General features: G+C 41.6%; 17 protein-coding genes. 6 read left to right on the top strand and 11 right to left on the bottom strand.

Features of this window, described 5'->3' with window-relative positions:
* Window positions 1-49: 49 nt before the first annotated feature.
* From thiL to QXI54_06190, 3 genes are read right to left on the bottom strand one after another with little or no spacing between them, the layout of a single operon-like run.
* Window positions 50-934: a thiamine-phosphate kinase gene (gene thiL, locus QXI54_06200; protein ID MEM0302742.1), complete on the bottom strand. Its 885-nt coding sequence runs from the start codon at window positions 932-934 to the stop codon at window positions 50-52.
* The gene (locus QXI54_06195) at window positions 912-1,559 is read right to left on the bottom strand and encodes a 16S rRNA methyltransferase (GenBank protein ID MEM0302741.1); all 648 of its coding nucleotides are present in this window, start codon (window positions 1,557-1,559) and stop codon (window positions 912-914) included. Before QXI54_06195 ends, thiL begins: the two co-directional genes overlap by 23 nt.
* A gap of 35 nt (window positions 1,560-1,594) precedes the next feature.
* On the bottom strand, window positions 1,595-2,281 hold the full coding sequence (locus QXI54_06190) for a SagB/ThcOx family dehydrogenase (protein MEM0302740.1): 687 nt from the start codon (window positions 2,279-2,281) through the stop codon (window positions 1,595-1,597).
* Between the two features lie 144 nt (window positions 2,282-2,425).
* Here QXI54_06190 and QXI54_06185 point away from each other — a divergent pair, with 144 nt between their 5' ends.
* The 5 genes from QXI54_06185 (at window position 2,426) to QXI54_06165 (ending at window position 7,806) form a co-directional block, all read left to right on the top strand.
* Window positions 2,426-2,938, top strand: coding sequence for a VCBS repeat-containing protein (locus QXI54_06185; GenBank protein MEM0302739.1), 513 nt, complete (start codon window positions 2,426-2,428; stop codon window positions 2,936-2,938).
* A gap of 99 nt (window positions 2,939-3,037) precedes the next feature.
* On the top strand, window positions 3,038-5,215 hold the full coding sequence (locus QXI54_06180) for a dockerin type I domain-containing protein (GenBank protein ID MEM0302738.1): 2,178 nt from the start codon (window positions 3,038-3,040) through the stop codon (window positions 5,213-5,215).
* Between the two features lie 4 nt (window positions 5,216-5,219).
* The gene (locus QXI54_06175) at window positions 5,220-5,735 is read left to right on the top strand and encodes a cohesin domain-containing protein (GenBank protein MEM0302737.1); all 516 of its coding nucleotides are present in this window, start codon (window positions 5,220-5,222) and stop codon (window positions 5,733-5,735) included.
* Window positions 5,732-6,301 (top strand): dockerin type I repeat-containing protein, encoded by a 570-nt coding sequence (locus QXI54_06170; protein MEM0302736.1) that lies wholly within the window; start codon window positions 5,732-5,734, stop codon window positions 6,299-6,301. The genes QXI54_06175 and QXI54_06170 overlap by 4 nt, the downstream gene beginning before the upstream one ends.
* Window positions 6,301-7,806 (top strand): right-handed parallel beta-helix repeat-containing protein, encoded by a 1,506-nt coding sequence (locus tag QXI54_06165; protein MEM0302735.1) that lies wholly within the window; start codon window positions 6,301-6,303, stop codon window positions 7,804-7,806. The genes QXI54_06170 and QXI54_06165 overlap by 1 nt, the downstream gene beginning before the upstream one ends.
* A 30-nt stretch (window positions 7,807-7,836) precedes the next feature.
* Here QXI54_06165 and QXI54_06160 read toward each other — a convergent pair whose 3' ends face one another.
* Window positions 7,837-8,256 carry a hypothetical protein gene (locus QXI54_06160; GenBank protein ID MEM0302734.1) on the bottom strand — a complete coding sequence of 140 codons (420 nt, stop codon included), beginning with the start codon at window positions 8,254-8,256 and terminating at the stop codon, window positions 7,837-7,839.
* 106 nt (window positions 8,257-8,362) lie between these two features.
* Between QXI54_06160 and QXI54_06155 the strand changes: the two genes are divergently transcribed.
* Window positions 8,363-8,887: an N-acetyltransferase gene (locus tag QXI54_06155; protein ID MEM0302733.1), complete on the top strand. Its 525-nt coding sequence runs from the start codon at window positions 8,363-8,365 to the stop codon at window positions 8,885-8,887.
* A gap of 408 nt (window positions 8,888-9,295) precedes the next feature.
* Here QXI54_06155 and QXI54_06150 read toward each other — a convergent pair whose 3' ends face one another.
* The 7 genes from QXI54_06150 to QXI54_06120 form a co-directional block, all read right to left on the bottom strand.
* Entirely contained in the window at window positions 9,296-9,604 is a 309-nt protein-coding gene (locus QXI54_06150) for a hypothetical protein (protein MEM0302732.1), read from the bottom strand.
* 70 nt (window positions 9,605-9,674) lie between these two features.
* Entirely contained in the window at window positions 9,675-10,004 is a 330-nt protein-coding gene (locus QXI54_06145) for a hypothetical protein (protein MEM0302731.1), read from the bottom strand.
* Between the two features lie 106 nt (window positions 10,005-10,110).
* Window positions 10,111-10,863 carry a hypothetical protein gene (locus tag QXI54_06140; GenBank protein ID MEM0302730.1) on the bottom strand — a complete coding sequence of 251 codons (753 nt, stop codon included), beginning with the start codon at window positions 10,861-10,863 and terminating at the stop codon, window positions 10,111-10,113.
* Entirely contained in the window at window positions 10,860-11,147 is a 288-nt protein-coding gene (locus tag QXI54_06135; protein MEM0302729.1) for a hypothetical protein, read from the bottom strand. Before QXI54_06135 ends, QXI54_06140 begins: the two co-directional genes overlap by 4 nt.
* A 33-nt stretch (window positions 11,148-11,180) precedes the next feature.
* Entirely contained in the window at window positions 11,181-11,480 is a 300-nt protein-coding gene (locus QXI54_06130; protein MEM0302728.1) for a hypothetical protein, read from the bottom strand.
* 5 nt (window positions 11,481-11,485) lie between these two features.
* Window positions 11,486-11,662: a hypothetical protein gene (locus QXI54_06125; protein ID MEM0302727.1), complete on the bottom strand. Its 177-nt coding sequence runs from the start codon at window positions 11,660-11,662 to the stop codon at window positions 11,486-11,488.
* A 273-nt stretch (window positions 11,663-11,935) separates the two neighbouring features.
* Window positions 11,936-12,226, bottom strand: a complete 291-nt coding sequence (locus QXI54_06120) for a hypothetical protein (protein MEM0302726.1) — start codon at window positions 12,224-12,226, stop codon at window positions 11,936-11,938.
* Between the last annotated feature and the right edge of the window lie 151 nt (window positions 12,227-12,377).

Below are 12,377 nucleotides of genomic sequence, written 5' to 3'. Positions count from 1 at the left end.
AACTTAGATATACCTTGGCTTTAAAAATAATGCTTCTAATACCTCAGAGTTAGAAATGTGTATAACCCCGAAACTCCACTGGCTTTCTTCCAATAAAAACCCCGCTTCCTTCCTCAATTCTACCTATTTCAATCCCTAAATGGCTGTCCTCAGCGGTGAACAGAAGCTCGTAATCACCGCCACCGTAAATAAAGAGCTCAAGAGCCTTCTCCTTGTCAACGTATTCAGTTAAATGAGACAGATCAAGCTTTTCAGGCTCGATCACAACTCTAACATTGCTTGCCTGCGATAGCAGATTAGCAGAAATTGCAAGGCTGTCGCTTATGTCCGTCAGAGAATTAGCAAATTCAGCAATTCTCAAACCCTCTTTTATCCTTGGCTCAGGTGTGTAAAGCCTATCAGCATATGGCAGATCTTGCCTTTCAAACCCCTTTTCGAGCATTTCAAGACTGAGCTGAGCCTTGCCGAGAGGAGCGGTGATAAAAAGCCTGTCCCCCACTTTTGCATTTGCTCTTGTTATGATTCTCTTAGCAGATCCAACAGCAAAACCCGAAATGGTCAGAATAGGAGAGAAATCGATGTCTCCTCCAGCGACTCGAACGTCAAAGCGTTCTGCCCAATCCTTAATGCCCCTCATAATGCTTCTAAAGAGTTCCTCGTCAGCTTTTTTCATAGAAATCGAGTTCAGAAAAACCATCGGCTTAGCTCCACTTCCCGCGAGATCTGAAAGTGCCACAGCGACCGCCATCTTTCCGAATTCCTCAGGCTCCATGAACTTTGGAAAATCACTTAGCTCGTTGACAGTATCGCATGTAAACACAAGAAACTCCTTGCCAAAGCGGAGGAAAGCTGAATCGTGCTTACCAGCAGGCACATCTAAGGCTTCTTTGCCAAAAAGCTCTTCAACGATCTTAAGCAGTTCGAACTCTCTCATACTCCGAGAGAATTTTGCTCGTAACATAAAGGCTTGAGTAGCTCTCTCTGCCCAAGCTAACAGCTTTGAAGTTTCCAAGCTCTCTGAGAGTGCTCTCAAAGAATTCTCCGTGGGCAAAGGCTCCTATGCAGATCGCAGTCTCACCCTTAAAAATCTCAGGGCTGAACTTATCCCCTTTTTCGCTTAAAAGCACCACATTTTTTCCCTTAACAAGATCAGACAGCTTTAAATCAACTATTTCGAGCAAATTTTTCCCATTGCCCCTTATAGCTTTATCCCTAAACAGATTTTCCATTAAACCGACAAATCTGTTGTAATTCCTTGGCAATCTCGTCTCCACAGCAACTTTTATGATCATTCCGCCAATTGTGTGAACATAGACTTCAAAATTTTTCCTCATCGGCGAGTCGAGCAGTAAAAGTAAGCATTGATGCACGATGTCAGGTCTTCCTCTTTTTTCCCTGAACTTCAGTCTCTCCATGGCTGAATGATGCTTTGAGTCATCGAGCAAAATTTCAGAGACCTTTTTTCTTCTCCTTCGAGCATCTGAGACCACTGCGGAGTGGTTTCTGATCTCTGCTGGCACAATTTCAAGGCTTGCCTCAAGAAAAATAAAGCAATCCATAGAATGACTATTCAAAGGATAAAAAATTTTGTATGCTACATTCTTCCAATGGCGATGATGTAAAGCGGTTGCTCTTCAGAGAGATTCAAAAGCTTTTTAAGCTCTTCATCGCTAAAAGCTCCCACGGGCACAGCCCCTAAATCCAGAGCGGTCGCCTGCAGAAGGATGTTTTGAGCAACATGCCCAACTTCGAAGTGCACATAGCGCACGCCCCTCTCGCCATACTTTGCAGTTGTTCTCTCGTAAATTGCGGTTATTACGATGTCAATTGCAGCATTTTTCACGCATTGCTGTCCAACTGCAATTTTCGCAAGCTCCTCTCTTTTGTCTCCGTCCAAAACTCTTACGATCGAATGATTTTGCGGAACATATCTGTAAACTCCTTCCTTAACGCCTTCAACTCCGCCTATGACTACGAAAACTTCGAGCGGGTAAAGCGCTCCCGCTGAAGGTGCGGTTCTAAAGCCACGAGGATCTGTGATGCCCTGCGCCGCCCACAAAAGCTGTGAAAGCTCCCTGATTGTAATGGGCTCATTGCTGTATTCCCTTATGGATCTTCTCTCAGCCAATGTCTTTTCTAAGGACTTTTTACCGTCTAAAGTCGGTTCTGGAAGCTTTATGGACTCGTTAAGGTGGTTATAGTCAAAAACTTTGTGTTGCTCCGAAGGCTGTGCACAAAACGCAAATATAATTACGATTAGCAAAAGGATCCAATTTTTCATGGCAAAACATTATCTGAATATCAATTAAATTTTTTGTGCTGTGGAAAGTTTTATATACTAATGCCAAATACATTATTAAACTCGCTAAACCAAGATCGAGAGCTATTCTGCTCTTGGTTTTGGTTGCGGGGGAAGGTGGGGACTATGAAACTTTACATCTGGATCTTTGTAGTCCTCGCAATTTTTTGCTTAGCTGAAGCTGTGGAAGCGGTCGGAATAAAGGTTGTGAACAATGCAGAGATTGTTCTTGGCGATAGAAGCGATAACAAGATCAAGATCATAGATGACAGAAATCTTCGGGATGGGCTCAACTACAACGATCTCGAAATTGTAGCAGAGCTAAGGAGAGGTTACGAAGATCACGACGCTATTGCAATCTGTGACGTCAATGGTGATGGATTAGGAGAAATAGTATTTGGAGATGCGAGTGATGACAGAGTTCATATTTACGACCGCAATTTGGTAGAAAAAACATCCATAGATGTTGGTTTTGAGAGCGAAGACGATCTTGCATGCGGTGACTTTGACGGAGATGGAAAAGACGAGATCGTGGTTGGAGATAGCAGTGGGAATAGGATCATAATAATTCAGGTCGGGACACAGCAGAATGAATGGAGCCCGTGGACTGCTTACATATCAATACCGCATGGTTTCTGAGGAGGAGACAGAATTGCTGTCTGCGACGTCCTTGATAGCAACAGAGCGGTTGGCTCTGACGGACGTGCAGAGATCATTGTTGCAGACACAGATGACAATATGATACACATCTATGAATACATAGGTGGGGGCGGTAGTGATAGAGGTTCTGAGATTAAAAATTTTGATGTGAAATTCCAGGTTAGGGGAAGAGATACAATTCAATACGATGTTGAGGACGAGATGGCATGTGGAGATGTTAATGGCGATGGTGTAGATGAAATTGTATACGGAAATGGCGCAGATACACATAAAATTTATGTTTACAATGCTAATGGGGGCATAAAATTCGAATTCGATGCCTATTTCGATAACGACGACGAATTGGCGGTTGGAGACGTTAACATGGATGGAAAAGATGAGATCATAAAAGGTGATGCGGACAGCGACAGATTGCACGTATACGATTTCAATGGCAACGAGATTGCGGTGATCAATGTTGACTATGAAACCGCAGACGGAGTTGCGGTTGGCGACGTCGATGGAGATACGCTCGTAGTTGAAGAAGTCTCTTGCCAAGATACAACGATTGCAAATCAGGTAATTGCAGTGATCAATGCCCCTCCAAAGAACAGTGGAGTTAACTACAACTCTGCAGACCCGCTCTATACTGACTTCTATGTTGAATACAAGAACAGAAGACAGGAACAGACAAGTTTGAGCTTTAGAACGGTTGCAGATTCCGCGTTCTCTGCAAAGTTCTCTGCAAACTTTGGAGTGTTTGGAATTGCAAAGTCAAGCATAGAGAATGGGATAAATAAGATGAGCAGAATTGAAAGGTATAGGGGAGAATCGAGAACTGTGACCATTGCTGAAGGTTTAAGGACAGAATACAGAGACTTTGTAATCGCAGCAACCTACGATGTCAGAGTTTGCGAGTTCAGAATTTTGAAACCGCAGAATCTTGCTGTCATCGATGGGCAACAGCAATACATGGTGCTAACAATTCCACGCAGTAGTCCTACGATAAGCTCAAGAGAACTCGTATTCCCTCAGGATTATACGAGCAACAGGATAACACAGATTCACACTGTGGGCAACATTCTGACTTATCCCTCCTTGGAGAGTGGACTTGTAAACTATGAAATGTCAAAAAAGATACTCTCGAGGCGTTTCACAGTTGGTAGCGGAACGCTTGACTATTACTACAGCCAAGAATCTTCCACAATAGATGAAAGCAAAAAAGAGACGTCAATAAAGAGTTATCTTGGCTATAGATCTTCCATTGGAGGTTTTGGCAATTCCATATCTGTAAGCCTCCGCGGTGATTACGGAACACAGCAGATCAGCACAGCGAAGTTGAGCTTTACAGAACAAACGGATTTCCATGTTCATTATCGCGGACACAGCGGTTTTATCAGCCAGACTGACAAAATGTATGATGCAACCTTTGTGCTCTATTACGACAATGTTGATGGACACCTTGTGTTGGACTGGCTTGTCCCAGCACATGGCTCGCATTATGCCACAGACTACAGCAGATTTGGCTCCAATTTTGGACAAGTTGCCACGAATAGAACGCAAATGACAAACATCGGTGGCTTGATCTGGGGTGAGCCCTTCGCTGCGGTTGACACCACTAATCCCTATCTCTACGTCGAGAATTCTCATGCACTCAAGGGGGCAATGATCACGATCCAGATTAAAATACAGAATGCAAAAGATCTGAGAAACATGGACATCGAGCTGAGGTATAATCCGAGTATTTTGGTTCCAAAGAACGCAAATGTTGGCTCGCTAACGCAGAACTCCTTGCTTGAGTCAAATTTGGGCACAACTGTGAAAGTTGCGTTAGTTGACCAGAATGGTATAAACGGCAATGGAACTATTTTGGCAATTGATTTTGAAGTTACTGGCAATGAGAACGAAGAATGCTCTCTAACTCTCAGCGCTTCTGGAAATAAATTGAATGGTGAAAGCGTAGCTTTCAGCATTGGAAACGCTATTTTCAGAGTGGACAGCGAAAACGCTACTGTTAGCGGATTGAGAGGAGACTGCAATGGAGATGGCAGAATAACGAGCGTCGATGCTTTGATGGCTTTACAGATGGCGGTTGGCAGAATACCTGTTAATATGGTTGCGGATATGAACAACGATTCGCAAGTCACTTCTCTCGATGCTGCACAAATACTCGAGCTATCTACCCAGACTTCTTCAACGAGAGCCTCAGAACTTATGAGCGGATATAACCCGGGCATAAAATATCATGAGATAGCGAATTACGCAAGGGTGAGGTGATAAAATGAAGAAAATACTGGTTTTTATAATTTTGCTCCTATCAATCTGCAACGTTTCAGCCATGAGCTTAAAAGTTTCGGATGCTACTGGAAAAGTTGGAGAAGACGTAAGAGTGCCAATATTCGTTGAAAAAGCGGAAAATCTCGGAAGCATGGACTTGGTGATTGCCTACAACGCAGAAATGCTAAAGATTAAGTCCGTTGGTAAAGGAGAACTGAACAAGGGGCTCATATCGTCGAATACAAATGAGCAAAATGGTATAATCTCGATCGCAATTGCGGATTCGAAGGGAATAAACGGAAACGGAGAAATTGCGGTTATAACGTTCAATGCACTCAAAGAAGGAAGCTCTGATGTCACCATTGTCGGTGCCAAGGCTTACGATGTAAACACTCACCTTGAAATTACTCTGAACTCAACCAATGGAAAGGTAACAATATCTGGGAAATCAACACCCGGATTCGAAGCCTTGCTTGCGATTGTAGCGCTCCTAATGCTTGCTCTAAGGAGGAAAGCATGAAATTACTTATTTTTTTAGTTCTTGCAATTCTAATAATTCCATTAGCTTCAGCAAAGGGAGACTGCAATTCAGATGGTAGAATAACAAGCGTTGACGCTCTAATTGCATTAAAGATGTCTGTTGGAAAAATTGAGCCAAACCAAAGCGCAGACATGAACAACGATGGCTTTGTAACTTCATACGACGCGTTCAGAATTCTGATGCTTGCTACTGGTGATGAAGAAGAGCTTTTCTTTCTGCTCGAAGATGCGTTGCAAGGCTACGATCTGAGCAAAATCTCGGGAGAGAGAATGAACTGGGTAATAGCAAAGAGAGATGGCTCAAAGCTTACCATTGGCGTTGTTGTTGAAGGTGGGAAAATTAAAGACTTTGTTAAAGGTGAAATTTCGAATCCCACAATAACCGCTTACACAAGTGAAGACACAGTCAGAAGACTTTTAGCTTCCAAGAGCCCTGATGAGCTTGGAAATGCTCTGAAAAATGGCGATATTAGGCTTGAAGGCGTTGGAATAGTGAATCAGATAAAAGTTGGATTTATGAACTTGCTAACAAAACTGGTGGGGTAGTGAAGAGTTTTGTAAATGTTATCCTATTGCTTTTTATCGTTTTTTCTGGTTGTTCGGAGGCAAAGATATACCATATTTCGCCAAGTGGGAATGATGATAACGATGGAAGCGAAGAAAGACCTTGGAAATCGCTTTCAAAGCTTAACGAGCTCTCAGCTGGCGACACCGCAATCCTGCATGGCAGGTTCAATGAAGCGGTCGATTTAGAGGTCTCAGGAACAAAAGATGCTCCAATAAGCATAATTGGAGCAAATGCGGTCATCGATGGAAGTGGTGTAGACAGGGATGGGTTTGTTATTAGACCCAACGTGTCTCATGTTGTAATAAAACAGCTTCGCATAACTAATTTCAACAATCACTGGGCTCTCGCCTTATATGGCAACAATTCGCATATAACGATCAGCGATGTCGAGATTGACAATTCCGACACTGGAATTCATTTAACCGCAGGCTACAGCGGTGAGCAACCAATGTTTGGTGTGGTCTTTAATGTTATAATTGAAAACGTCAGGTCGCATGATAACGCAATCGGAGGACTTGACTGCACCCCTGGGCCTTGTTACGATCTGATTATAGTTAACAGCTCCTTCTACAACAATGGAATCCAAGCTGGCTTCGGTGCGGACGGCATTGCTATCGAAGTGGGGGACAACATTCTGATAAAGGGCACAACTTCGATGAACAACGGTGGCGACGGAATAGACATCGGCTCGAGAAATCCGCTTTTCATAAGAAAGAATGCAAATGTCACGGTTAGAGAATGCATAATTGCAAACAATGCAATGCAAGGACTGAAGCTCTGGAGTGGTGGAAAGGCGATTAATTGCCTGATTCACTCGAACGGACTTGAAGGGCTTGTCTTGGTTTACAATGGCGAATATCTGATACAGCACTGCGATGTTGTTAAGAATGCTTTCAGCGGTGGTTATGCATTCACATCTGGCTATCCCGAACCGGAACCCCTTGGGACTCAGGATTCTCTAACTGTAAAGATAGAGAACTCGATATTCGCTTTCAACGGTGGAGAAAATCCAGTGGGTATATGGATCAGTAAAAAGGATAAATTTTCAAGTAAGAACAGCATATATTTCAGCAGAGAAGACGAAGAGATCTACTTCGAGGATACGGGCGAATCGATAACGAGAGAGGAAATCGTCAAATTAAACGGACAAAACCTTGCATTGGACCCCGAGTTCATAAGCCTTGAGGGCAATGAGTTCCATTTGAAAGCGACAAGCCCAGCGATTGATAAAGGTGCTGTGGGAGCCGAGATCGACTTGGACTACAATCCGAGACCCTACGGGAAGGGCTACGACATAGGTTGCTACGAATTTACTCCCGCTCCTAAATTAACTCCAAGGACTATGGTCACAACGCCCGCAAAAACGATAACTTCAGCAACTCCTGCTGAAACACCAAAACCCGCAATTCCGGGATTTGAAATTTCATTAGCCTTGCTCGTTGTTGTCTCAATTGCCTGCATGCTGGTTAGGAAAAGGCAATAGAGTCAGATTTTATTAAATAATTTTAAAAAATTAAACCTGTTGATAAATCCTAACGGTCTCTTCGCAATCCCACTTAATTGAAGGATTTACAGGATCAGCACAGCCCTGAGGCTTTAGAATTCTGAATTTAACGCTCCATGCTCCGCTTTCAATCGGACACTTTGCTTTAAAGGGCTGGTTTTCGCTAAGAATTTCGCAGTTTTTGACTTTCCAGCCAATCTCCTCGCAACTCCAAAGCTTTCCAGTTATTTCGCATGGCGAGATCTTCGCATCGACAAGCTTCGCATTCGAAGGCAAATTTAGATTGCTAAGCGTCGCAATTCCATCTCTCGCGATACTGCACTTCGCATTCTCCTTGTCCGCTCTGCAAGAACTGCTCTCTTCTGCACAAAGGCTAAGAACAGACGCTAAAGCCAATAGTAGCGCCAAAGCTACTATTTTCTTTTTCATTCCAATCCCCGAAAACTCATGACGAAGAAGTATATAAATTAATCGTATTTGAATCATTTTAACTCGGAACTCGAAAGATTTTAATCTTTTAAAGGCAAAGGTGATCATGGAAGTCAGGTTGGAAGGTTCAATCGTGCTCTACGAAGACAAGAAAAGAGTTGCATGGGTTGATTTCACCGCAAAGTGGAATGAGATTGAATTGCTCGCAACCCAAGTAGAGAAGGGCATGGAAGGAAAAGGCTACGCATCTCAAGCGGTTGAAAACGCTCTTATCTTTGCAAGAGGTTTCGATAGTATAAAAGTCTCTTGCCCCTACATAAAGAGATGGATTGAAGAGAACGGTTTTGATAAGGACGTGCAATACACTCGAAAATTGCAATTCAAAGAAGCTGTTGCAAAATTCAACAAATATCGCTCACCCGAAGCAAATGCGGAGATTCTGGAAATTGGCGACGATTTTGCAGTTGTTAAGATAACAGGACCATTTTGCGTAAGCTGTGGACTCTTTGATTACTTCGAAGACATTGCAATTGAGGCGAATGCAAGAGTGACTGATCACAAAGAAGCTGAGGACGGCTTTATCGTTAGATATGGGGTTGGAGAACAAAATTTTCCTCGCCCTAAGGCTTAGATTTTGGTTGTAGTTTCAACGAAGTGGCTCAGGTAAGAACTTTCGTCAAATCTTTCCTCCATCACTTCAATCACTTCCTAATCCCACCAATTTTTACCTGTAACCCAAACTATCATTGCAACGTGTAAAAGTCCGACTAAGAAAATTGTTCCAAAAAAAAGAGCCTAACTATCTTTACAAGCCACGGAGCAATTGTTGCTGAGATTAGCAAGTAGAGCATTCTGCGCAATATGACTTCAATAACGTTTCTACTGTCTCAATTTCTCGTAAATTATGTGAGGAGAAAATTTCTGGATAGCTACAATCCTTCGAACACACCTATTATCGCAGTATAAAAATTAGTTTAAATTAGAGTTGTCTTAAGGATATAAAGGTAAGGGCTCGTCAACGCGAGCAAAAAGAGGAGTATTAAAAACCTTGACTGAATTTTATATAAATATATGATACGATGCCCATAGAAATAGCTGAAATAGCGGTAATAAAATAGAATTCGGACATCTCTGTTAAATTCAACATTAAGACTGCTGAGCCAGCTATAATCCATCCTTTTGGATGAACACCAAAACAAATGTCTTTTTTATCGCTTAAGGACCCTTTTCCAGCAAAATAAATTGCAGGAATTAAAAAATTTGATATAAGAATAGCGTAAACGACTCCTCTTATTATCCCACCAAGGAAAACTTTAACTCCCTCCTCGCCATAAGCGATTACGGACAAAACTGCTAAGCAATAGAAAAATACGCTAACAGAAATTATAGATAGCAGATAATACCCCAAATCATATTCTTTATTGTCTATTTGCTATTTCTTTTTCTTCAATTGATGCAGCAGTTGCTATGAATCTGGGCACGTGTTTGATGTCTGCGATGCTATATCCAAATTTCATGAGAATGAAGAAAATTCCAAGTATAGAGAAAGCCAAGAGAAAGATTGTAAGATTGAGGATCGTTACCGCCTTAACTTCACTCATTCCATGGATTCTAATAAGTTCATAAGCTTCCCAGATAAGAAGGAGCAGAATAAAAAAGAAAATAAAAACTATTGCGGCCATTCGTCTCTTTCCGCTCACATTTCTTTTTCCCGCTGAGATACTCATAAACCTTACTATCTTAGGCATTGCAAATTTGGGTATTTTTACAAGCTTGTGAACAATGATTCCAGAGACAGGACTGAAGTGTTCTCTGCAAATTTTGTTTTTGATCTCGGTAACATCAGAAAAGAACTCATAATTTTCTCCTGCGGTGACGAATTCTGAGTCGATGAATTGGCAGGAAAATTGAAAACCAGAAGAATATGAAGAATGGGTAGAGTTTGAGCATTTCTAGCAAAACTTCTCTCCATTTCTCTATCGTAAACATTCCTTTGGCAAGCAGCACTCCAGCTACCATTCCAAAAACCAATCCGGGAATCATCGACACCTTTTTTGCAGTATTTTCTAAATCTTTTTCTTTAACAAGTTTCATTTTATATAGCTCAACCACCGTCTTTCTGTCGAGTTCTATAAGAATTAGCCCAAAGATACTAAAAAGCGCGCTTAATAATAAATCAAAGTTCCAGAAACGAGTCCAGGCCAATAAAAAGCTTAAAAAGACAAGAATACGTCTTATCATCAAACTGCTGGGAAAATGGAAAAGATGTGGCAAATTGTTGTAATAGAGCTGGTAAACTACGAGAAAGAAACCTCCAACTGCAAAAGCTGTGAAAAGCTCCACTCCGATGTAATAAGAGATTATAGTTGTCCCAACAACGATTAAAGGCTCGAAGAACTTAATTATTGATTCATATCTCTTTATGGGGGCTTTTCTCATTTTTCTAAGGTTTTTGCTCAAAATGTAGGCTAAGTCGAAAACAATTGAGATCAGAAGGGCAAAAAATAGGCTTGTCTCAACTGGTAAAGAGAAAAAGAAGTAAAAAAGAGCGGCGAAAAGAGGAATCCAAGCTAAAAAATCAATAAGAAGAAGGTTTATTAATTTCATATCCTACAAACCATTGAAAGTATAGGTCCACAAACCGTTGCACATGCAGGAGCGCAGGCGTATTTTTCGCAGAAGTATGCCAATGGTCCAAGTCTTCCGCACTGAATAGAGCACATTCCCGAACAGAATCCACTACAAGTTGCAGCACAGATACTCGGATTGCCTGTGCAGTAGTAGCTACAGGTATAGGCACAAGCAGTCCCCCAAATAGCTGAACAGATCCAGCTACAGCCACCAATTGAGGCTAAATTGCAGATTATAAAACATGCAGTCACTCCAGCCATACCACATTAAACTCCTCCAAGAGAGTAGAACTATCACGGGAGCTCATAGAACAGGATGAGCAAACCCAGCGCCATTAGCATAATCGAAGCCAGAAATTGCTTCTTGTCAAAAGTATCTCTCTTTAGTTCTTCTTTTATTGCCTTACTGACAATTGTTTCGACCTCTCTTTTCTTCTCCTCTCCCAATTCAAATCCTGCCTTTTCGTTTGCCCAGAGTATTTTCAAAGGCAGAATCGAAAGTCTAAATCTCCATAATCTGGAGTTCATTGAGAAGCCTATGGCGAATAGAAGAGCACCAAGCAAGGTTTTAAGGTAGAACAATTGCTCGCTCATTCACATCACATCCGTTTCCTTGCTATATCAATGAAGTTGAAGAAAAATATTATTCCAAGCATAACGTATTCTGGCTGAAGTTGCTTTGGTAGCAGAATTAAGATTGCAAATCCAAAGAGAAAGCCAATGATGCTGTAGAAATACGGTATATTCTTTGCTTTAACTATTTCCAGAATGGTCACTGTGACACCCACGATTACACAGGCTATAAATAGTCGAGAACCAATTATGAACGCTTCTTCTGAGCCAGCAATAGCGTGGATTAGCAGAAAGACTGCAGAAATAATTAAAAGGGCGATTGTAATTCCTGAAATCAGTTTCTGCCTTCTGAAAAGCTTTTTATTATTAATCAGTCTCTCACCCCCTCGATTTGAATTCAGCTTGTTGAACTTTTAGCATTTTCTAATCGCCACTGGAAAATTTTATTATTTCGATTGGGTTTAATCCAGCCAGCTTCATGCTACAACCTCAGTATACTTCTGTAGCACGAAGGTTAATAAAATCATCAGGAACAGCATCACCCTGAGTGCAATTTCGAATTCTTCTCCGAATTTCCCATGGCTCAAATTCTTGAAGACAATGTCACTTGAAGATAAGGCTAAAGCAAATCCCAAGCTCAGAAGAATTGTTATGAAAGTCTCTATTTCATAGAATTTCCCGAGATATAAGCCGTATAGACCAAAAACTGCTAGAGAGTAAAGCATTAAAAAAATACCGATGAAAAAGAATACCCTTCTTATTTGCATACTTTCACCCTTTTGCAAACTTCTTCAGCACCTTTTCCTCAACCTTAGAATTAGCAAGAGTATTGCCAAAAGAAGGAATGCCCATCCGAGTAACCCCTGAAATATCGAAACTTCGTATCCCTTTATTGAGGCGAAGAGTAAAATTCCGTTC

It is taken from the genome of Archaeoglobaceae archaeon (assembly GCA_038734275.1).
Taxonomy (GTDB): domain Archaea; phylum Halobacteriota; class Archaeoglobi; order Archaeoglobales; family Archaeoglobaceae; genus WYZ-LMO2.
This window is presented reverse-complemented; position numbering and strand designations above follow the sequence as displayed.